This is a genomic window from Robiginitalea aestuariiviva (assembly GCF_029537735.1).
In the GTDB taxonomy this organism is placed as follows: domain Bacteria; phylum Bacteroidota; class Bacteroidia; order Flavobacteriales; family Flavobacteriaceae; genus Robiginitalea; species Robiginitalea aestuariiviva.
Genome location: NZ_JARPUQ010000002.1, coordinates 116,750 through 137,468, shown reverse-complemented (window position 1 = coordinate 137,468; position 20,719 = coordinate 116,750). Strand labels below are relative to the sequence as shown.

Here is a 20,719-nt window from a genome sequence, read left to right as displayed (position 1 = left end):
ATTATTTGGCTCTTTCAAGGATTTCTACCAATCTCCAACACTTGGTCTTGCTCAAAGGACGGGTCTCCATGATCCGCACGGTATCCCCGATGTTGCAATCGTTGGTTTCGTCGTGAGCCACATATTTCTTGGTGCGGAGTACGAACTTACCGTACATCGGGTGCTTCACCCGCTTCACCTCGGAAACCACGATGGATTTCTCCATCTTGTTGCTGGTCACAACGCCGATACGCTCTTTTCTTAAATTTCTATTTTCCATAAAGCAACACCAATTATTGGTTTTCCCTTTTTGTTAATTCGGTAGCCAGACGGGCCACGGTCTTCCGGGCGCTGCGCAGTTGCAGCGGGTTTTCGAGGGGCGTAACGGCATGTGCCATCTTCAGCGTGCCGTACTGCTGTTGCAGCTCCGCCAGCTTCTCCTTGAGCTCCTCTACGGACATTTCCCTGATCTCTGATTGTTTCATGGTCCTGACTTATTTGGTGGGATCGTAATCCCGGGCTACAATAAACTTAGTCTTAACCGGCAGCTTTTGCGCGGCCAGGCGCAGGGCCTCCTGGGCAATGTCCATGGGAACACCGCCGAGCTCGAACATCACGCGGCCGGGTTTAACCACGGCCACCCAGTATTCGGGGGCACCTTTACCCTTACCCATCCGCACCTCAAGCGGCTTCTTGGTGATGGGTTTGTCCGGGAAGATCTTGATCCAAAGTTGTCCCTGGCGTTTCATGTAACGGGTTGCCGCAATACGCGCTGCCTCGATCTGGCGTGACGTGATGAAGGCGGAATCCAGTGACTTGATGCCGAACATTCCGTTGGAGAGCTGGTGACCGCGCTGGGAAATACCCTTCATACGGCCTTTCTGCGCTTTCCGGAACTTGGTTCTTTTGGGCTGTAACATTTTCTTCTGGCTTCTTTAAATTACTTTCTGCGTCTTTTCTTGGGGCCGTCGGGCTTACCGGACTTCCCGCTACCTTTGGACATGCCAACAAGGGGGGAAAGTTCGCGCTTGCCGTAAACCTCTCCTTTCATGATCCACACCTTCACTCCCAGGCGACCGTAGGTGGTATGCGCCTCGTGGAGGGCGTAATCGATGTCCGCGCGGAAGGTGGACAGGGGAATACGACCATCCTTATAGGTCTCGGAACGCGCCATTTCGGCTCCGTTCAGACGTCCGGAGATCATGATCTTGATGCCCTCTGCGTTCATCCGCATGGCAGCCGCAATAGCCATTTTGATGGCGCGGCGGTAAGAGATCCGGCTTTCGATCTGGCGGGCGATACTGGCAGCAACCAGGTTGGCGTCCAGCTCGGGGCGCTTGATCTCGAAGATGTTGATCTGTACCTCCTTATCGGTGATTTTCTTGAGCTCTTCCTTGAGCTTATCCACCTCCTGACCTCCTTTCCCGATGATGATCCCGGGACGGGCCGTGGTGATGGTAACGGTGATGAGTTTCAGCGTGCGCTCGATAATCACCCGGGATACGCTGGCTTTGGCCAGACGGGCATGGATATACTTGCGGATCTTGTCGTCTTCGGCAAGCTTGTCTCCGTAATCGTTGCCTCCGTACCAGTTGGATTCCCAACCGCGGATGATTCCCAGTCGATTACCTATCGGATTCGTCTTTTGTCCCATATTCTTTGTCTAGCTTTCTGCGTTAGTTCTGGATCCCAACACCAGGGTTACATGGTTGGAACGCTTTCTGATTCGGTGCGCGCGACCCTGAGGGGCGGGGCGCAGTCTCTTGAGCATGCGGCCTCCGTCTACCCGGATCTCCTTTACGAACAGGTCGGCTTCCTCAATGTCAGCCTCCTCGTTCTTCGCCTGCCAGTTGGCAATGGCGGAAAGCAGGAGTTTTTCCAGGCGGCGGGAGGCTTCCTTGGTATTGAACCGGAGGATGGCCAGGGCCTTCTCTACTTCCTGTCCGCGTACCAAATCGGCTACCAGTCGCATCTTACGGGGAGAGGTCGGGCAGTTGTTCAACTTGGCAAAAGCCAATTGCTGCTTCTCTTCTTTAATCCTCTCGGCCATCTGTTTTTTCCGAACACCCATAGCGCTTACTTTTTACCTTTGTTTTTAGCTCCGGCATGCCCCCGGAAAGAACGGGTCGGGGAGAATTCACCCAACTTGTGCCCTACCATGTTTTCGGTGACATATACCGGTACGAACTGCCGCCCGTTGTGCACCGCAATAGTCTGCCCCACAAAGTCGGGGGTGATCATAGAGGCGCGGGACCAGGTCTTGATAACGGTCTTCTTTCCGGATTCGACGTTCTGCTGAACTTTCTTCTCCAGACTATAGTGAACGTAAGGTCCTTTTTTAAGGGAACGTGCCATTTCTTACTGTTTTATTTCTTTCTGCGTTCAACAATATAACGGTTGCTGTCCTTGGTCCGGGAACGGGTCCGGAAACCTTTGGCAGGTACGCCGTTACGACTACGTGGGTGACCTCCGGAGGCACGGCCCTCACCACCACCCATGGGGTGATCGACAGGGTTCATAGCTACCGGACGGGTCCGCGGACGACGGCCCAGCCAACGGCTGCGGCCTGCCTTACCGGACACGATCAGCTGGTGGTCGGAGTTGGATACGGCACCTACAGTGGCCAGGCAATTCACCAGGATCATCCGGGTCTCGCCTGAAGGCAACTTAATGGTGGCGTACTTTCCGTCCCGTGCCATCAGCTGGGCAAAGGTCCCCGCACTGCGGGCCATTACCGCACCCTGGCCGGGACGCAGCTCAATACAGGAGATGATCGTCCCCAGCGGGATATCGGACAACGGCAACGCATTGCCAATTTCGGGGGCAGATCCGGGTCCAGCCTGTAATTGCTGACCTACCTGCATCCCGTTCTGGGCAATGATGTAACGCTTTTCGCCATCGGTGTACTCCACCAGGGCGATGAACGCAGAGCGGTTGGGATCGTACTGGATAGACTTCACTTCCGCAACAACATCCTGTTTGTCGCGTTTGAAATCGATCACACGATACCGCCGTTTATGACCCCCGCCTTTATAGCGCATGGTCATTTTGCCTCGACTGTTACGGCCTCCCGACTTTTTTAACGGAGCGAGCAGGCTCTTCTCCGGCTTATCAGTAGTAATCGCGTCGAATCCGTTTACTACTTTAAAACGCTGCCCGGGAGTAATGGGTTTTAATTTTCTAACTGACATGCCGTGTCTTTATAGATTACTGTAAAAATCAATCACGTCACCTTCCTGCACATCTACGATGGCCTTCTTGAACGCATTGGTCTTTCCGTGTTGGATCCCGGTTTTGGTAAAACGGGTCCGGCGGGAGGGACCGTAGTTCATGGTGCGCACCTTGGTTACAGACACCCCGTAAGTGGCCTCGATAGCCTCCTTGATCTGGAGCTTGTTGGCCGTGGGGTTCACGATGAAACCATAGCGGTTGTACAACTCACTATCGGAAGTCATTTTCTCGGTAATGATCGGTTTAATCAACACACTCATGATTTCTTATTTATTAAGATTGGTCTCGATTCCTTCCAGAGCCCCCTCCAGCAGCACTACGTTGTTCGCATTGAGAATCTTGTAAGTGCTTAATTCAGAGTGAGTTATAACTTCAGACCCTTTCAAATTGCGCGACGACAAATATACGTTATTATTTGTATCACCCAACACGATCAGGGACTTTTTGTCCTCGAGGCCCAGGGCCTTGAGCACGGCTACGAAGTCTTTGGTACGGGGTTGCTCCAGGTTGAAATCCTCCAACACCATAATGGCGTTCTCCTGGGACTTCATACTCAGGGCGGATTTACGGGCCAGGCGCTTCACGTTTTTGTTCAGCTTCTGGGTGTAATCCTTGGGGCGCGGTCCGAAGATGCGACCCCCACCGCGGAAGACGGGAGACTTGATGCTACCCGCACGTGCGGTACCGGTACCTTTTTGCTTTTTCAGCTTACGGGTACTCCCGGCAATCTCGCTGCGCTCCTTGGCCTTATGCGTTCCCTGACGCTGGTGGGCCAGGTATTGCTTTACATCCAGGTAAATGGCGTGCTCGTTCGGCTCAATCTTGAAGACCGCATCGGAAAGCTCCGCTTTGCGTCCGGTCTCTTTTCCCTTGATATCTAAAACAGCTACCTTCATTACTTATAGATGGTTATAAATGCGTTCTTATGACCCGGAACAGCCCCTTTCACTACGATCAGGTTTTTTTCCGGCACCACTTTCAGGACGCGCAGGTTTTGAACTGTAACGCGCTCGTTACCCATTTGGCCGGCCATGCGGATACCTTTGAATACCCGTGCCGGGTAAGAAGCGGCCCCGATGGAACCGGGGGCACGCAGGCGGTTGTGCTGGCCGTGGGTGCTCTGCCCCACCCCGCCGAAGCCGTGGCGTTTCACTACCCCCTGGAAACCTTTTCCTTTGGAAATCCCGCTGATATCGACGAATTCGCCTTCGCGGAAGAGGTCCACCCCAATGGTGTCCCCCAGTTTGTGTTCTCCTTCAAAATCCCGGAATTCGACAACCCGCTTCTTGGGTGCAGTGCCCGCCTTCTTGAAATGGCCGATTTCGGCTTTGTTGGCGCGCTTTTCTGCCTTGTCATCGAAACCGAGTTGAAGGGCATTGTACCCGTCTACCTCTTCGGTTCTGACTTGGGTAACGACACAGGGTCCGGCCTCGATCACGGTGCAGGGAATATTCTTCCCGTTCTCGTCAAAGATGCTGGTCATGCCGATTTTTCTTCCGATTAACCCAGACATACTTAATGAATTAAAATTTATACACTTTATCTCAGTGAGCCTCCGGGCCTTGGATTCCGGCGGCGCCTTGCGGCCTTCCGCCCGAACCGGACCCTCGGACTCGGTTCTACTTGTTCTGACTTCCTCCCGCCTGGCAGGCGGTCAGAAAAAAGGGGTCAAAAATAAATTCGACCCCGAATGTATTTTTGTTACCGTTTTTCCTCAGCACGCAGCGAAAGGACATGTCGTTGGAGCCGTAACTCCTTTTCAATAAAAGGCCTTTACCTTACCTGGCCAGACCCCGGGCCTGAAGGTCCGGGATTTGATAACGCCAGGGGGTTATCACACCTTGATCTCCACCTCAACCCCGCTGGGAAGCTCGAGCTTCATCAGCGCATCGATGGTTTTGGAGGAAGAGCTGTAAATATCCAGCAGGCGCTTGTACGAGCTCAGCTCGAACTGCTCCCGTGACTTCTTGTTCACGTGGGGTGAACGCAGTACCGTAAAGATCTTCTTGTGCGTTGGCAGCGGGATGGGCCCGGTAACCACCGCTCCGGTCGTTTTGACCGTCTTGACAATCTTCTCGGCAGATTTATCCACCAGGTTGTGATCGTATGATTTCAGCTTGATTCTGATTTTCTGACTCATCTCTGCGTTATTAAGCGGTTACACCTTTGGTTGCCTTGATCACTTCCTCGGCAATGTTGGCCGGGGTCTCGGCGTAGTGCGAGAACTCCATGGTGGAGGTGGCACGACCGGAAGACAGGGTACGCAGGGAGGTAACGTATCCGAACATTTCCGAAAGCGGAACATCGGCTTTGATCACCTTGGACCCGGCGCGGTCGGACATGTTGTTCACCTGCCCGCGACGGCGGTTCAGGTCCCCGACAATGTCTCCCATGTTTTCCTCGGGCGTAAGCACTTCCAGCTTCATGATCGGCTCCATCAGTACCGGGCGGCAAGCCTTTGCAGCCGCTTTGTATCCGATTTTAGCCGCCAGTTCGAAAGACAGGGAATCCGAATCCACAGGGTGGAAGGAACCGTCCTTCAGTGTAACCTTCAGGCTGTCCATTTCAAAACCGGCCAGGGGCCCGTTCTTCATGGCTTCCTTGAATCCTTTCTCTACGGAAGGGATATATTCTTTGGGGATGTTACCCCCTTTGATCTCATTGACAAAAGTCAGACCCTGATCTTCCTCACTGTCGGCCGGGGCCATGGTGAAGACGATGTCCGCGAATTTACCGCGACCACCGGTCTGCTTCTTGTAGACCTCGCGGTGGTTGGCGCTGCCGGTAAGGGCTTCCTTGTATTCCACCTGGGGTTGCCCCTGGCTCACTTCCACCTTGAACTCGCGACGAAGGCGGTCCACGATGATGTCCAGGTGCAGCTCGCCCATTCCGGAGATGATGGTCTGCCCGCTGGCTTCGTCGGTTTTCACCTGGAAGGTCGGGTCTTCCTCTGCCAGTTTGGCCAGGGCCATACCGAGTTTATCCACATCCGCTTTGGTTTTAGGCTCTACGGCAATACCGATTACAGGCTCAGGAAACTTCATGCTCTCCAGTACAATCGGGTGCTTCTCGTCACAGAGGGTATCTCCGGTCTTAATATCCTTGAACCCCACAGCTGCCCCGATATCCCCGGCGGAGATACTTTCGATGGCGTTCTGCTTGTTGGAGTGCATCTGATAGATCCGGGAGATCCGCTCCTTGTTGCCGGAACGGGTGTTCAGCACATAGGACCCGGCATCCAGTTTTCCGGAATAGCAACGGAAGAACGCCAGGCGCCCAACAAAGGGGTCGGTGGCAATCTTAAACGCCAAGGCAGAAAACGGCTCTTTGGCGTCCGGCTTCCGCACAGCGGGTTGCTCGGTATCGGGGTTGGTCCCTTCAATCGCCTCCTTATCCAGGGGGGAAGGCAGGTAACGGCACACGCAGTCCAGCAGGAACTGCACCCCTTTATTCTTAAAGGAAGATCCGCATACCATGGGAATTATGCTCATATCCATCACGGCAGCCCGCAGGGCGGCGTGAACTTCTTCTTCGGTAATGGAATCTTCATCCTCGAAGAATTTCTCGAGCAGGCTCTCGTCGTATTCGGCAACCGCCTCAATCAGTTCGGCCCGGTATTGCTTTACCTCGGCCTCCATCTCTGCAGGGATATCAACCACGTCGAAGGTGGCTCCCATATCGTGCTCATGCCATACGATGGCGCGGTTTTTCACCAGGTCAACCACCCCTTTGAAGTCCGCTTCGTCCCCGATAGGCAGTACGATCGGCACCGCGTTGGACTTCAGCATGTCGCGCACCTGCTGGCATACCGCCAGGAAGTTGGAACCCTGACGGTCCATTTTGTTTACAAAGCCCATACGCGGCACTTTGTAGTTGTCCGCCAGACGCCAGTTGGTTTCGGATTGGGGCTCAACGCCATCTACCGCACTAAACAGGAACACCAGCCCGTCCAGAACCCGCAGGGAGCGGTTTACCTCCACGGTAAAATCCACGTGGCCGGGGGTGTCGATAATGTTGAAGTGGTAGCCTTTGGTGTCTTCGGTCTGCTGGCCGTTCTTGGTCGGGAAGTTCCAGGTACAGGTGGTAGCAGCGGAAGTAATGGTAATCCCGCGCTCCTGCTCCTGCTCCATCCAGTCCATGGTGGCAGCTCCGTCGTGCACCTCGCCAATCTTGTGACTTACACCGGTATAGAAAAGGATACGCTCGGTGGTTGTTGTTTTTCCGGCGTCGATGTGCGCCGCAATCCCGATATTCCTTGTATATTTTAAGTCTCTCGCCATTTCGCTTAGAATCTGTAGTGAGAAAATGCTCGGTTCGCCTCAGCCATCTTATGGGTATCCACGCGTTTTTTCACAGCGGCACCTTCCTCCTTGGCAGCTGCCAGCACCTCGCCGGCCAGCTTCTGGGCCATGGATTTTTCGTTCCGCTTGCGGGAGTAGCTGATCAGCCATTTCATAGCTGTGGAGATCTTGCGATCCGGACGGATCTGCATGGGGATCTGGAAGGTGGCACCCCCTACACGGCGGCTGCGCACCTCTACGTGAGGCATAATATTGGAAAGGGCATCTTTCCAGATTTCAACGGCGGATTTTTCCTCGTCGGTCTTCTTCTGCTCCACGATATCCATGGCGTCGTAGAAGATCTTGAATGCCAGGGACTTTTTACCGTCCCACATCATCATGTTCACAAAGCGCGTTACCAACTGATCGTTATACCGGGGGTCCGGCAGCAACGGCCTTTTTTTAGCCTGTCTTTTTCTCATTGCTTACGTCTAATTACTTTTTGGGGCGTTTGGCACCGTACTTAGACCTGCGCTGGGTGCGTCCGGCCACTCCGGCCGTATCCAGTGCACCGCGCACAATGTGGTATCTAACTCCTGGCAAATCCTTCACCCGTCCGCCTCTAACCAATACTATCGAGTGCTCCTGGAGGTTGTGACCCTCTCCCGGGATGTACGCGTTCACCTCCTTACCATTGGTAAGACGAACCCGAGCGACCTTCCGCATGGCGGAATTCGGTTTCTTCGGGGTGGTGGTATATACCCGCGTACACACGCCCCGGCGTTGGGGGCACGAATCCAAAGCAGCCGATTTACTCTTCTTGGTAATTGTGGCCCTTCCTTTTCGTACTAATTGTGAAATTGTTGGCATATAATTCTTAAAATTCAGTCTACCCTCATTTAAGGGCTGGCAAATGTAGCAATTATTCCCTTTAATTCAAATCCCCCGGGCGTTATTTTATAGCAAAACTTGCCAGGCGGTGTAACGGTTCCCTGGCGGGGGCGCTGCCACCCCGCCGTGAAGCCCCCGGCAGCTCGCGTTGGGCCAGTCCGGAAAAAGCGTTCCCGACGTTTATCAAAAACCCACTTATACCTTAATATATATACCCTGAAATTATCTAGCAAAGCAGAAACCTGAACCCTGCACCCGACCCGCTGACATCCCCGCATCAAACCTCGGGCCGGCGTTGTGAAATTTGGGGTTCAAGCCCCTACCGCCTACCGGCTATAATCCTGGAGAAATTTTGAAAAATAACCCTAGCACAACCTCCCTGCCCCCGCCCGGGCCACCGTCCTGACTTTTGCGAGATTCCCAAGCAACCCCCGCCTGAAATGCGCATCCTTTAATCATACCCCCTTTAAAATCAGGACCCGTCATTACAGGGGATGCCGTTAAAGTTTTATAAAAATAAGTTTGGATTATTAACAGTAAATTAAGATTTTCGCAGGTAGCTAATTCAAATAATTAAAAAATGAGAACGAAATTAAATGGAATCTTGACGCTATTACTGGCGTTTGTTGTGCAGATTTCCTTTGCACAAGAAAAGACGATTTCAGGTACAGTTACGGACGCAGATGGTCTGCCCCTTCCTGGCGTGAATATCGTTGTTGAGGGCACCGCTACCGGTACCCAGTCCGATTTCGACGGAAATTACTCCCTGCAGGCAAGCCCTGGACAGGTCCTGGTTTACACCTACCTGGGGATGAGTGCCGAGCGCCGGACTGTAGGTGCCAGTAACACTGTAAATGTCCAAATGCAGGAAGACGCCCAGGCTCTGGAAGAAGTTGTAGTAACTGCCCAGGGTATTAAGCGTGAAAAGAAAGCACTGGGGTACGCCGTATCCTCCGTAGGTGCCGACGAACTCGAGCAGCGCGCCGAAGGTGACGTAGCCCGGGTACTTACCGGTAAGGCCTCCGGGGTGCAAATCACCTCTGCGGGTGGTATGTCCGGTTCTGGTACCAACGTTACTGTACGGGGTCTGAGCTCCTTTAGCGGTAGCAACCAGGCACTGTTCATCGTGGACGGGGTTCCGTTTAGTAACGATACCAACTCCCAGGGCAACTTTATCGGTGGTAACACCGGTTCTTCCCGTTTCCTGGACCTGGACCCGAACAACATCGCCAGCGTAGAAGTACTGAAAGGTCTGGCCGCCGCTACCCTGTATGGTACTCAGGGTAAAAACGGGGTGATCCTGATCACCACCAAGGCTGGTGCCGCCACCGGGGGCGCCAAGAAGACCGAAGTTACCATCGCCCAGTCTTTCTTTACCAACGAAATGGCTTCCATCCCGGATTACCAGGATAAATATGGTAACGGTTTTGACCAGGCGTTTGGATGGTTCTTCTCCAACTGGGGTCCCAGCTTTGAGCGCGACGGCGTATCCGGATGGGGCAACCAGTCCGCCATTGACGACAACGGTACCCTGGAGCACCCGTACTCCACTACCGCTGTTGCCTCCACCCGGGCTGCATTCCCGGAACTGCAAGGGGCCCGTTACCCCTGGCAGCCCTACAACTCCGTTGAGGAGTTCTTCAAGCCGGGTTATGTGACCAACACCAACATCAACATAGCCGGTGGAACACAGGACGGCAGCACCAACTTTAACGCCAACCTGGGTTACCTGAACGATGAAGGCTTTACCCCTGGGAACTCCCTGAACCGGGTAAACTTCTCCGTTGGGGGTCGTAGCCAGCTGACCAACAAAATCACAGTAAGCGCCACCATGAACTATGCGCGGACGGATTACCGCACCCCTCCGATCGCCTCTTCCCGGGGTAACGGTACAGACGGTCTGTCCGTTTTCGGAAACGTGCTCTTTACGCCGCGTTCTGTAGACCTCATGGGGCTGCCTTTCGAAAACCCGATCGATGGTTCTTCCGTTTACTACCGTAACGGTAACGACATCATCAACCCGCGCTGGACAGCTAAAAACGTAACCTACCGTCAGCTGACCAACCGTTTCTACTGGAATGCCCAGTTGAACTACGAGCTCAGCGAGAACCTGTCCCTGGGATGGCGTTCCGGTCTGGACTTCTACAACGAGCGGAACATCAACGGTTCCAACAAGGGCGGGGTAGAATTCACCCAGGCGGTATTCGGGTTCCTGAACACCTATGACAACAACAACACCATCTGGGAACACTTTGTTTCCCTGAACGGTAACTACGACCTGTCCGAGAAACTCGGCATGACCTTTACCGTAGGTGCCACCTCCCGTCAGGATTTCTATGACAGAAGCGGGGTAGCCAGCACCGGCCAGATCGTATTTGGCGTAAAACGCCACTTCAACTACGAAAACCAAACCCCGATCCAATTCTCCCGCAAACGCAACATTGTGGGGATCCTCGGGCAGGCGACCCTGGATTACGACAACTACCTGTTCGTAAACCTCTCCGCCCGTACCGACTGGGTATCCAACCTTGCTACAGCTAACAACAGCAAGACCTACCCCGGGGTTAGCGTATCCTTCCTGCCCACCGCCGCCTTCAGCGGCCTGAGCACCGAGAATGGGCTGAACTTCCTGAAGCTGCGTGCCAGCTACGGTACTTCTGCCACCTTCCCGACCGGATACCCCACGGTTAACGTAGTGGAACAAAACACCCTTCGTTACACTGATCCTTTCGGCGCCGGCGTACTGACCACCAACCAGGTGGACAACTTCCGCGCCAACCCGGATCTGAAGCCTGAGCTGCTCGAAGAGTATGAAGTGGGTGTTGAGACCCGTCTGTGGCAGAGCCGCATCAGCCTCGATGCAACCTACTTCCAGCGGATCACCAACGACCTGATCGTAACCGAGCCCCTGTCTCCCTCTACCGGATTTAGCTTTACGCAGTCCAACATCGGGGAAATTCAGAACGAAGGTTTTGAAGCCGACCTGGGTATCGACCTCTTCCGGGGAGATGACTTCTCCTGGAACTCCCGGGTGAACTTCTTCACCAACAACGAGACCGTAACCCAGCAAGACCAGGACTTCATCGCTTACGCCGGTTCCCTGGCTGTAGGAGGTGGATTGTTCCGCGGGTCTAACGCCGCCATCGAAGGGGAATCCCTGGGTACCATTGTAGGTACCGCGATTGGACGCGATGCTGACGGCAACTATCTCATTAACGATGCAGGTAACTACGTTGTGGTAGAACAAGATGCAGACGGCAACGTGCCGATCATCGGGGACGCGATTCCGGATTACACCATGAACTTCATCAACACCATTCGTTATAAGAACTGGAACCTGAACTGGCAATTCAGCCACGTGAAAGGTGGAGACATGCTCTCCAGTACTGTAGGTGTACTTTTAGGACGGGGCTTGATCGTAGAGACCCAGGATCGTGAGAACACTTACATCCTGCCGGGTGTGCGTCAAAGCACCGGTGAAGTGAATACCATTCAGCTGAACAACTCTACCTATTTCTTCTCGAACCTGCTGTTCGGTCCTACCGAAGCCCGTATCTACGATGCTTCCGTAGTCCGTCTGCAGGAGGTATCCCTCGGGTACACCTTCCCGAAGAAGTGGCTGGATAAAACCCCGCTCGGATCACTGTCCATCACAGCACAGGGCTTCAACCTCTGGTATGATGCCTATAACATGCCCGATGGAGCGAACTTTGACCCGAACGTACAGGGGGTTGGTATCGGTAACGGACGTGGCTTTGACTTTATCAACGGTCCGAGCTCCCGCCGCTATGGTGTCAGCATCAAAGCTTCCTTCTAATAAAAATTGTTAATGACTACAGTAATTATGAAAAGAGTATTAAAATATATTGCGATTTTCGTTCTCGTAGGGGGCTTTCTTAATTCCTGCGAAACGACGGAGCTGGACTTGCGCGTAAGTCCGAACGACCTCTCTCCCGACCAGGCAGATCCCAATCTGCTTTTAACGTCCATTCAGCTGGCCTATGGAACCAACCAACAGGTGCTGAGCGACCGCTCCGGCGAACTGGTGCGCATCGACTACATGGGCGGACGGGACTACTTTAACAACTATCCCGGATCTACCCTGAACGGGGTATGGTCCCGCGTTTACTCCAGTGGAGGTAACGGCGTTGGGGATGGGGTAAGTGTAGGTATCCTGACCAACCTTCAGGCGCTGGAAGCCATTGATGCCAACTCTGAAGTTGGCTTCGCCTTCCACCTGGGTGTAGCCAAAACCCTTTACGCCCACTCCCTGATCCAATTGGTAGACTTCCTCGGTGCGGCAGCCTTTAGCCAGGCCGGAAACCCGACCGACTTCCCTGCCCCTCTTTTGGACAACGGACAAGATGTATATAACAGCGCCATGGGTCTGTTAAACGAAGCAGAGGCTTTGCTTGCTGCCGGTCCCAGTGCTCAGGGTGCAGCAGACATCTTCTATAACGGTGACACCGACAAGTGGGTGAAGTTAATCAACACCATCCGCTTGAAAGTGTACTACACTACCGGGAACGTTTCCGCATTCAATTCCGTGATTTCCGGCGGTAACTACATTTCCGATATCGAAGATGATTTCCAGATCACCTACGGTACCAGCGAATTGCAGCCGGATGACCGCCACCCGGATTACGCTGCAGATTACACCCCTTCCGGGGCGAATATCTACCAGTCCAACTGGATGATGGAAACCATGCTGAACAACAACGATCCCCGGATTCGTTACTACTTCTACCGTCAGGTAGGCGAAACGCCCGGTGCGGATGCCGATCCTAACGAAGAAACGCTGGCGTGTTCCCTGGTGGTTCCCCCGCAGCACTTCCAGGATGGTGGTTACACCTATTGTGCCGTACCGGAAGGTTACTGGGGTCGTACCCACGGAAACGATGAAGGGACCCCTCCCGACAACTTTCTGCGTACCGCAGTTGGTGTATACCCTGCAGGTGGGAAATTCGATGCAGATCTGTTCCGCAACGGTACCATCCAGGAGCAAACCGATGGGACCTTCGATTTTGAATACAATCAGAACGACGATGGCGTAGGCCTTGGCCAGGGAGCCGGCGGCGCAGGTATTGAGCCGATTTTCCTTTCCTCCTATGTTGATTTCTGGCGCGCCTATATGGCCATGAATGCGGGTAACACCGGAGATGCCGCTACCTTTATGGAGGCAGGCCTTCGGAAGTCCATCGAGAAAGTGCAATCCTTTGTGGATCCCAACTTTAATGCTGGAGCCCTGTTGGATTCTAGCACCTTCGATTCCGCTACTGGAGTAGTTACCGACCCGGAAGTGGCCGGAGACCTGGTACCGACCAGCACCGACGTAGATGACTTCATTGCAGGTTTACAGGCAGCTTTCAACGCCGGCGATAACACTGCCAAATGGAATATCCTGGCCGAGCAGTATTTCACCACCATGTATGGTGGATCTACTGAAGCATGGACCTTCTACCGTTTGAGCGGATATCCGACCACCCTGGTACCCAACTGGGAACCGAACCCGGGGCCGTTCCCGCGGACCTTCCTGCTGCCGCAGAACGAAGTAATCACCAATCCGAATCTCTCGCAAAAGGCAACGCTGACCGAGCAGGTATTCTGGGATACCAACCCTGCCAGCCCGACGTTCCCTGTTGCTAACTAATTAAAATAAAGACATCAATGAAGAAGTATAAATTTTTAATAGGATTGTTTTCAGGCCTGCTCTTTTTGCAGACAGGCTGTGAAGACGGAGAAACGGTGTTTGATGATATCATTTCTCAGGAACAGCGTGGCGCCATCCTGCGTACCATCAGCGTACTTTCCGACGAAATTCCGATTGGGAATGACTCATCCTACTTCGGGGTAACTCTCGAGGTACAGGATCAGGAAAACGGCGCCCTCGTATCCGCCATTGACGTATTCGTAGGTTTCCGCGACAACACCGTTGCCGACGGAGAACCCGATCTGGACACCGGAGAAGTACTGGCTGCCACCCTGGATGCCTCTACCTTTACCATTGGTGAATTCGGGTTGCCGCGTACTACCTATGAGATCACCCTGCCGGAACTGGTAGCAGCCCTGCCGATTTCCAACGCAGATGTAGATGGCTCCGACCAGTTTACCATTCGTTTCGAACTGGTAATGACCGACGGCCGTCGTTTCTCTAACGATGACAACTCCGGAACCCTGACCGGTTCCTTCTTCCGTTCACCCTTCCTGTACACTGCCACTGTGGTATGTCCGCCCAAAGCTCCGACACCCGGCGTTTGGACTATCAACATGACCGACTCCTATGGAGATGGTTGGCAGACCACCACTGGTGGTGGAGGGGATGGTATTACCGTTACACTGGACGACGGCACCGTACTGGAAGTAGGTATGTGCTCTCCTTACGGAAGCGCTGCCGGCACCTTCCTGGGTAGCGCCGATTGTACCGCCAACGACGGTTTCAGCGGAACAGGAACGATTACTATTCCTGTAGGCACCCAGACTGCCGACTGGTATTTCCCCGGAGATTTCTACGGTGAAATCGGATTTGAGATCATTACTCCCAATGGAAATGTAGTAGGTGGATACACCGGAGTTTCTGCCGGCCCTATCACCATCGATTTCTGTAAGGATTAATTTCCAACCCGGGATAACCCGGAATAAAAGAAAAGCCACCTCCCCAAGAGGTGGCTTTTTGTTTTTAACGCTTTGGCCCGTGCCCGATACCGCCATTATGCTTAAATTAGGAGCCCCAAAGCAACCCCCAGCATAACATGCAGTCATCACCATATCCGTCCATGGCGAAAAGCGCCCTGAAACGAATTAGCTTCTTTTGGAGTTTATGTTTTTTATTGGCATCCCTGGGATGTTCCGAGCAGGATACCTCACGTGTCGAGTCCACAGCGGAAACACTTAATACTGAGCCGGTATTTACACAAGTAGCCCCGGAAAGCAGTGGTATTACCTTCGAAAACCGCATCCAGGAGAATGTAGGAACCCTGGAAAACCTTTTTAATTACGACTATTTCTATAATGGTGCCGGGGTGGGTGTGGCAGACCTGAACAATGACGGTTTGCTGGACGTTTTTTTCTGCGGGAACCAGGTGCCCAATCGCCTGTATTTTAATAAGGGTAACCTCACCTTCGAAGACGTTTCGGAAACTGCCGGCATCAATCAGGGTAAACAATGGTCCAATGGGGTAACCTTCGCAGACCTGAACGGAGACGGGTGGCTGGACATCTATGTCTCCCAGGGCGGACCCAACCCGCGGCTACGGCGCAAGAACCTGCTTTTTCTGAACCAGCAGGATGGCACCTTCACCGAAGTGGCCGAAGCCTATGGTCTGGCGGATATGGGCATAAGCACCCAAACGGCCTTTTTTGATTACGACCGGGACGGCGACCTGGATGCCATAGTGATGAACGAAAACGAGTACTACGGGGTAGACCCCGTGCAATTGCAGGAATTGCTGAAACGCAACCCGGAAGCGCCTTACTTTAACAGTTCCCACCTGTATCGGAACGATGGGGACGGCTTTACGGAGGTAAGCCGGGAGGCCGGGATCCAAAGACCCATCTTCGGGCTTGGTCTGCTGGTGGCGGATATGAATTCGGACGGCCTGGACGATATTTACATTGCCAGCGATTACTACCTGCCCGATGCCCTCTTTATCAACCAGGGTGATGGCACCTTTAAAGACCACATCAAGGACTACACCCAGCAAATTTCCTATTACGGGATGGGAATCGACTTGGCGGACATAAACAACGATGCCCTGCAGGACATCTTTGTACTGGATATGGCCTCCAGCGACCATTACCGCTCCAAGACCCTTATGGCCTCCATGAATACGCAGCGGTTCGATTTCCTGGTGAACCAGTCCGGGTTCCAGTACCAGTATATGTACAATTCCTTGCAACTGAACCAGGGGAACAACCACTACAGCAACATTGCCCAGCTTACCGGCACCGCCAGTACGGACTGGAGCTGGTCCGTACTCATGGCGGACTACGACCTGGATGCGGATAAGGACATCTATATCACCAACGGTTATCGCCGCTATGCCCTGGACAACGATTTGCAACAACGGGTATATGCGGCCCGCCAGCAATACGGGGATAACGTACCCCTGTCCGTAAAGCAGGAACTCTACAACAGCATGCCTTCCGAGAAACTCCCCAACCTGCTCTTTGAGAACCGGGGAAATTTTGCCTTCCCCGAAAACGGGGCCAGCTGGGGCCTGGGAGACCTGACCTTCAGCAACGGGGCCGCCCTGGGCGACCTGGACAACGACGGAGACCCGGACCTGATCGTAAACAATATGGACGAAACCGCCCTGGTGTATCGCAACCAGAGTCGGGAACAAGGGCGTGGCAACTACCTGAAGGTTGCCGCTAAAGGGCCGCATTCAGAGACCTTTCCCAAAGTAACAGCTTACCACAATGGGAAAGTACAGTTGGTAGAACTGCGCCGGGTACGCGGGTACCGTTCTGCCCAGGAACCCATCGCCCTCTTTGGCCTGGGCCCGGATACCCGTGTGGACAGCCTGCGGGCCGACTGGCCGGACGGGCGGGTGACCCTCTTAAAGGATGTTGCTGCGAACCAAACCCTGGAACTCCGGGCTGCGGAAGCGCAAACGGCTCCCTCCTCCCCTGCTCCCTCACCTATGTTTACACAGGAAGACCCGGCGGGCTTGGGCATTGACCTCGCCCACACGGAAAACCCCTACGACGATTTTGCCACTGAAATCCTCCTGCCCTATAAACAATCTAACTTTGGCCCGTATATCGCCTCCGGGGATGTAAACGGGGATGGCATGGAAGACCTCTACTACGGAGGAGCCTCCGGGCAACCGGGCACCCTGCTCCTGAAAACCGCCACCGGGTACCGCAAGGGAGATGCCAGCGCCTTTGAGGACGACCGCACTTACGAGGATATGGAGGCCGCCTTTTTTGACCTGGATTCGGACGGAGACCTGGACCTGTATGTGGTCAGTGGTGGTAATGCCTTTGCCACCGAATCTTCCCTGTATCGCGACCGGATCTACCTAAATGATGGGCAGGGCCGTTTTACCCGCGACACCCGGGAGGCACACCAGCTGGGCACGGACAGCGGTAAGACCGTGGCCGTAATCGACTTTGATACCGACGGGGACCCCGACCTGGTGGTAGGCAACCGCATCCTGGCCCGGAATTATCCCCGGCATGCCCCTTCCCTATTGCTGGAAAACCGGGAGGGCATCCTGACCGACGTAACCGATTCCCAAGCCCCGGCCCTTAGGGACTTCGGTATTATAAATACCCTATTGCCCACCGATTTTGACGGGGACGGCCGCATGGATCTGATCGCCGCCGGGGAATGGACCCCCGTGGGCTTTTTCCGGAATACCGACAATGGATTCGAACAAATGGACCCCAGCCAAATGGGGGTTGCCGACCGGGGGTGGTGGTTTTCCGTAACCGAAACCGATGCCAATGCAGACGGCCTGCCGGATTACGTTCTGGGGAATGTGGGGCTGAATATGAAATTCAGCGCCAGCCCGGACAAACCCTTTAAGGTCTTCGCCACGGACTTTGACCAGAACGGCACCCTGGACATCGTTTTAAGTAAGAAATACCACGGAGAATATGTGCCCGTCAGGGGCCGGGAATGCTCTTCCCAGCAAATGCCCTTTATTGCCGAAAAATTCCCCAGCTACAGTTCCTTTGCAAGTGCCAGCCTGGAAGACGTATACGGCAGTGCCCTGGAGGAGAGTTACGAACGGGAAGCCACCGGCTTTGCCTCCCTCCTCCTCCTAAACCAGGGGGGCGGAAAATTCCAGACGGCTGCCCTCCCTGTCGAGGCCCAGTTTATTCCGCTTATGGCCGTGGTGCCGGCAGACCTGAACGGGGATGGCCTGGAAGACCTGATCCTGGCCGGGAATATTTATGAAACCGAAGTAGAAACCCCAAGGCTGGATGCCCTTTCCGGATGGGTGCTGGAAAGCCAGGGGGACGGTACCTACCGCCCCATCCCCCAAAACCAGTCCGGGCTGTACCTGCAGGGCAATGTTAAGTCCCTGAAAACCATTCGATCCGGTGGGAACACCTATTTACTGAGCGGTCGCAACAACAATCGACCGGAATTATGGAAATTTCAACCAAATAAAAAGGAGCAAAAGCTCGTAAAACATTAATTATTGTATTTTTAGGAAAAATTGTACACATGAACTTGAAACACTTGACTCTTACCGCTTTCGTATGTATTACAGGTAGCGCCATGGCGCAATTTACCGGGCAGATTGCCACCAATATGTCTTCCGGTGGCGCCGCACAGGGGGCTACGGCCGGAGCGATCTCAACCCTGCTCGGGCCGGTAACCGATGCGAATGCCAAACGCTCTTTTAACCTGGAGGAATTCCAGGGCTCTCCCTATACCAGTAATACCTTTAAACCTACCCAGCTCCTGTACAAAGAGGAAGATATGGGTACCGTTTTCTACCGCTACAATGCCCTGAACGAAGAGATTGAAATCAAACAATCCCTGCTGGAAGAAGGCATTCGCGCCCTGGGCCGGGATAAAAATATCGCCATCCTGGTAGACGGGAACCCGATGAGTTTCAAAACCTTTATCGACCGCAACAACAATACCCTGAACGGCTACCTGAGTGTGCTGGCGGAAGGGCCTAACTTTACGCTCTACAAACGGATCCGGGTAAAATTCACGGAAGGCGCCCCGGCTGCAAACTCCTTTGTTAAAGCTACGCCCAGCCGCTTTGCGCAGTTTGAAGAATACTACGTGCAGAAAGCCGGCGTAAACCGCATTGACGAACTGGACCAGCGAAAAGGCGCTATATACCGCCTGGACCCGGCCCGCAAGGATGCCATCAAAGCCTATCTCAAAGAAAACAATCTGGATGTTAAGGATCAGGCAGACCTGGTTCGCATTATCCAGTTTCTGAACCAGTAAGGCTCGTACCGGAAATATTCCGGAACAAAACCACTTCCCTTTATGTACTGCTATGAAAAACACAATAAGAGCTTTTGTGGTGCTCTGCTTCCTGGGGGGATGGGCCACCGCGTGTTCTGACAATACCCTGGAAGAGCCCGAAGTAGTCCAACAGGACCCGGACCCTTCCAATCCGAACGACCCCGATGGGGAAAACCCTCAGGACTTCACGCCTGTGGGCACTGTGGAAATGCTGAATTCGGCCAGGGTAGACAACAATCTTATCCTGGTCAATGATGCAGGGGCCAACCGGGTCTACCTGATGGACAAGGAAGCCAGGCTTCTTTATGAGTGGGAACTGACCAACAACATCGGCAACGATGTAGTGCTTTTGCCCGACGGTCGGCTTCTGGCCTCACTGGAGTCCGATGACCCCCAGATTCGTTTTGGCGGAAAAGGTGGCCGCTTGCAATTTGTAGCCCCCGATGGCACGGTGGAATGGGACTTCCTGTACTCCTCTCCGGATGCCGAAACCCACCACGACATCGAATTACTGCCCAACGGCAATATTATTGCCCTGGTTTGGGAAAAAAGGACGGCCCAGCAAGCCCTGGATGCAGGAAGTTCAGTAGACATAGATGTTTATCCCGAGGCGGTTATTGAGGTGGATCCGAACACCAATACTATCGTTTGGGAATGGCACGCCTGGGACCACTTAATACAGGAACACGATCCTGAAAAAGCCAATTACGGAAGTATTGCAGAAAATCCCGGGCGCATTGACCTGAACTATGTGGCCGAGGCCGATACCTGGGAGCAACCCAACGGGGATATCATGCATGCCAACGCCATTGCCTACGACCCGGTCAATGACGCCATTTTTATAAGTGCCAACTTCTTTTCCGAGGTATGGGTTATTGACCACAGTACCACCACGGCAGAAGCTGCCGGCTCTACGGGCGGGGCCTATGGCAAAGGAGGTGACCTGATTTACCGCTTTGGTAATCCGGAAGCGTACAGAAACCAGGCTGGAACCCGCCTGTTCCACAACAACCATTACCCGAACTTACTCCGCGGGGAGGACCAGGGCAAATTACTGATCTTCTCCAACGGGAATGACATTAATCAATCTACGGTTTACGAACTGGAGCTGCCGGCAACATACGCCCTGGAGGCAGGGGCAGACAATGAGCCCCAGGTGCTCTGGAGTTTTACAGACCCTGACCTGTATTCCGGAAAGGTTTCCGGGGCAGTACCCCTCCCCAATGGCAATATCCTGATTACCGAAGGGGATTTCGGATACTGGGAAGTGACCCGCGACAAGGAAGTGGTATGGAAATTTAACGCTACCGGCTTCTTCTGGCGGGGCTACCATCACAACAGGGATGCCCCGGAAATTGAAGCCCTGGGCATAGAGGTTCCCAACCTCTAAAGC

At 53.8% G+C, this 20,719-nt stretch carries 20 protein-coding genes; 6 read left to right on the top strand and 14 right to left on the bottom strand.

Annotated elements, in window-relative coordinates:
• Position 1: 1 nt before the first annotated feature.
• The 14 genes from rpsQ to rpsL form a co-directional block, all read right to left on the bottom strand.
• Entirely contained in the window at positions 2-259 is a 258-nt protein-coding gene (gene rpsQ / locus OZ410_RS07260) for a 30S ribosomal protein S17 (RefSeq protein ID WP_088341544.1), read from the bottom strand.
• A gap of 13 nt (positions 260-272) precedes the next feature.
• The gene (rpmC, locus tag OZ410_RS07255) at positions 273-464 is read right to left on the bottom strand and encodes a 50S ribosomal protein L29 (protein WP_277707282.1); all 192 of its coding nucleotides are present in this window, start codon (positions 462-464) and stop codon (positions 273-275) included.
• Between the two features lie 9 nt (positions 465-473).
• Complete coding sequence (gene rplP, locus OZ410_RS07250) at positions 474-899, bottom strand: 50S ribosomal protein L16 (protein WP_277707281.1); 426 nt, start codon at positions 897-899, stop codon at positions 474-476.
• A gap of 20 nt (positions 900-919) precedes the next feature.
• The gene (gene rpsC / locus OZ410_RS07245; protein WP_277707280.1) at positions 920-1,633 is read right to left on the bottom strand and encodes a 30S ribosomal protein S3; all 714 of its coding nucleotides are present in this window, start codon (positions 1,631-1,633) and stop codon (positions 920-922) included.
• 9 nt (positions 1,634-1,642) lie between these two features.
• Positions 1,643-2,050 carry a 50S ribosomal protein L22 gene (rplV, locus tag OZ410_RS07240; RefSeq protein WP_277707279.1) on the bottom strand — a complete coding sequence of 136 codons (408 nt, stop codon included), beginning with the start codon at positions 2,048-2,050 and terminating at the stop codon, positions 1,643-1,645.
• Between the two features lie 5 nt (positions 2,051-2,055).
• A complete protein-coding gene (gene rpsS, locus OZ410_RS07235; protein ID WP_008613595.1) occupies positions 2,056-2,334 on the bottom strand; it encodes a 30S ribosomal protein S19 in 279 nt (92 codons plus the stop codon).
• An 11-nt stretch (positions 2,335-2,345) separates the two neighbouring features.
• On the bottom strand, positions 2,346-3,170 hold the full coding sequence (gene rplB / locus OZ410_RS07230) for a 50S ribosomal protein L2 (protein ID WP_277707278.1): 825 nt from the start codon (positions 3,168-3,170) through the stop codon (positions 2,346-2,348).
• A 9-nt stretch (positions 3,171-3,179) separates the two neighbouring features.
• On the bottom strand, positions 3,180-3,470 hold the full coding sequence (rplW, locus tag OZ410_RS07225; protein ID WP_277707277.1) for a 50S ribosomal protein L23: 291 nt from the start codon (positions 3,468-3,470) through the stop codon (positions 3,180-3,182).
• Positions 3,471-3,476: 6 nt separating this feature from the next.
• Positions 3,477-4,106, bottom strand: a complete 630-nt coding sequence (gene rplD, locus OZ410_RS07220; RefSeq protein ID WP_277707276.1) for a 50S ribosomal protein L4 — start codon at positions 4,104-4,106, stop codon at positions 3,477-3,479.
• A complete protein-coding gene (gene rplC, locus OZ410_RS07215; protein WP_277707275.1) occupies positions 4,106-4,723 on the bottom strand; it encodes a 50S ribosomal protein L3 in 618 nt (205 codons plus the stop codon). Before rplC ends, rplD begins: the two co-directional genes overlap by 1 nt.
• 321 nt (positions 4,724-5,044) lie before the next feature.
• Entirely contained in the window at positions 5,045-5,350 is a 306-nt protein-coding gene (gene rpsJ / locus OZ410_RS07210; protein WP_013073266.1) for a 30S ribosomal protein S10, read from the bottom strand.
• Positions 5,351-5,360: 10 nt separating this feature from the next.
• Positions 5,361-7,490, bottom strand: a complete 2,130-nt coding sequence (gene fusA / locus OZ410_RS07205) for an elongation factor G (RefSeq protein ID WP_277707274.1) — start codon at positions 7,488-7,490, stop codon at positions 5,361-5,363.
• Positions 7,491-7,495: 5 nt separating this feature from the next.
• Entirely contained in the window at positions 7,496-7,972 is a 477-nt protein-coding gene (gene rpsG / locus OZ410_RS07200; RefSeq protein WP_277707273.1) for a 30S ribosomal protein S7, read from the bottom strand.
• Between the two features lie 13 nt (positions 7,973-7,985).
• Entirely contained in the window at positions 7,986-8,360 is a 375-nt protein-coding gene (rpsL, locus tag OZ410_RS07195) for a 30S ribosomal protein S12 (RefSeq protein WP_013305196.1), read from the bottom strand.
• 601 nt (positions 8,361-8,961) lie between these two features.
• On the opposite strand from rpsL, the gene OZ410_RS07190 reads away from it, so the two are divergent.
• The 6 genes from OZ410_RS07190 to OZ410_RS07165 all read left to right on the top strand — a co-directional run bounded on the left by OZ410_RS07190 (position 8,962) and on the right by OZ410_RS07165 (position 20,716).
• Positions 8,962-12,198 carry a SusC/RagA family TonB-linked outer membrane protein gene (locus OZ410_RS07190; RefSeq protein ID WP_277707272.1) on the top strand — a complete coding sequence of 1,079 codons (3,237 nt, stop codon included), beginning with the start codon at positions 8,962-8,964 and terminating at the stop codon, positions 12,196-12,198.
• Between the two features lie 27 nt (positions 12,199-12,225).
• Positions 12,226-14,031, top strand: coding sequence for a SusD/RagB family nutrient-binding outer membrane lipoprotein (locus OZ410_RS07185; RefSeq protein WP_277707271.1), 1,806 nt, complete (start codon positions 12,226-12,228; stop codon positions 14,029-14,031).
• A gap of 17 nt (positions 14,032-14,048) precedes the next feature.
• Positions 14,049-14,993, top strand: coding sequence for a hypothetical protein (locus tag OZ410_RS07180; protein ID WP_277707270.1), 945 nt, complete (start codon positions 14,049-14,051; stop codon positions 14,991-14,993).
• A gap of 137 nt (positions 14,994-15,130) precedes the next feature.
• Positions 15,131-18,532, top strand: a complete 3,402-nt coding sequence (locus OZ410_RS07175; RefSeq protein WP_277707269.1) for a VCBS repeat-containing protein — start codon at positions 15,131-15,133, stop codon at positions 18,530-18,532.
• 29 nt (positions 18,533-18,561) lie between these two features.
• Entirely contained in the window at positions 18,562-19,305 is a 744-nt protein-coding gene (locus OZ410_RS07170; protein WP_277707268.1) for a hypothetical protein, read from the top strand.
• A gap of 52 nt (positions 19,306-19,357) precedes the next feature.
• Positions 19,358-20,716, top strand: coding sequence for an aryl-sulfate sulfotransferase (locus OZ410_RS07165; protein ID WP_277707267.1), 1,359 nt, complete (start codon positions 19,358-19,360; stop codon positions 20,714-20,716).
• Positions 20,717-20,719 lie beyond the last annotated feature (3 nt).

What these genes read in the sequence shown, in the direction of transcription:
- rpmC (WP_277707282.1), bottom strand. Translation starts at nt 464, where the DNA reads ATGAAACAATCAGAGATCAGGGAAATGTCCGTAGAGGAGCTCAAGGAG.
- OZ410_RS07170 (WP_277707268.1), top strand. Translation starts at nt 18,562, where the DNA reads ATGAACTTGAAACACTTGACTCTTACCGCTTTCGTATGTATTACAGGT.
- OZ410_RS07180 (WP_277707270.1), top strand. Translation starts at nt 14,049, where the DNA reads ATGAAGAAGTATAAATTTTTAATAGGATTGTTTTCAGGCCTGCTCTTT.
- OZ410_RS07175 (WP_277707269.1), top strand. Translation starts at nt 15,131, where the DNA reads ATGCAGTCATCACCATATCCGTCCATGGCGAAAAGCGCCCTGAAACGA.
- rpsG (WP_277707273.1), bottom strand. Translation starts at nt 7,972, where the DNA reads ATGAGAAAAAGACAGGCTAAAAAAAGGCCGTTGCTGCCGGACCCCCGG.
- rpsC (WP_277707280.1), bottom strand. Translation starts at nt 1,633, where the DNA reads ATGGGACAAAAGACGAATCCGATAGGTAATCGACTGGGAATCATCCGC.
- rplB (WP_277707278.1), bottom strand. Translation starts at nt 3,170, where the DNA reads ATGTCAGTTAGAAAATTAAAACCCATTACTCCCGGGCAGCGTTTTAAA.
- rplD (WP_277707276.1), bottom strand. Translation starts at nt 4,106, where the DNA reads ATGAAGGTAGCTGTTTTAGATATCAAGGGAAAAGAGACCGGACGCAAA.
- fusA (WP_277707274.1), bottom strand. Translation starts at nt 7,490, where the DNA reads ATGGCGAGAGACTTAAAATATACAAGGAATATCGGGATTGCGGCGCAC.
- rpsS (WP_008613595.1), bottom strand. Translation starts at nt 2,334, where the DNA reads ATGGCACGTTCCCTTAAAAAAGGACCTTACGTTCACTATAGTCTGGAG.
- rplW (WP_277707277.1), bottom strand. Translation starts at nt 3,470, where the DNA reads ATGAGTGTGTTGATTAAACCGATCATTACCGAGAAAATGACTTCCGAT.
- rpsQ (WP_088341544.1), bottom strand. Translation starts at nt 259, where the DNA reads ATGGAAAATAGAAATTTAAGAAAAGAGCGTATCGGCGTTGTGACCAGC.
- rpsL (WP_013305196.1), bottom strand. Translation starts at nt 8,360, where the DNA reads ATGCCAACAATTTCACAATTAGTACGAAAAGGAAGGGCCACAATTACC.
- rplC (WP_277707275.1), bottom strand. Translation starts at nt 4,723, where the DNA reads ATGTCTGGGTTAATCGGAAGAAAAATCGGCATGACCAGCATCTTTGAC.
- OZ410_RS07190 (WP_277707272.1), top strand. Translation starts at nt 8,962, where the DNA reads ATGAGAACGAAATTAAATGGAATCTTGACGCTATTACTGGCGTTTGTT.
- rpsJ (WP_013073266.1), bottom strand. Translation starts at nt 5,350, where the DNA reads ATGAGTCAGAAAATCAGAATCAAGCTGAAATCATACGATCACAACCTG.
- OZ410_RS07185 (WP_277707271.1), top strand. Translation starts at nt 12,226, where the DNA reads ATGAAAAGAGTATTAAAATATATTGCGATTTTCGTTCTCGTAGGGGGC.
- rplP (WP_277707281.1), bottom strand. Translation starts at nt 899, where the DNA reads ATGTTACAGCCCAAAAGAACCAAGTTCCGGAAAGCGCAGAAAGGCCGT.
- rplV (WP_277707279.1), bottom strand. Translation starts at nt 2,050, where the DNA reads ATGGGTGTTCGGAAAAAACAGATGGCCGAGAGGATTAAAGAAGAGAAG.
- OZ410_RS07165 (WP_277707267.1), top strand. Translation starts at nt 19,358, where the DNA reads ATGAAAAACACAATAAGAGCTTTTGTGGTGCTCTGCTTCCTGGGGGGA.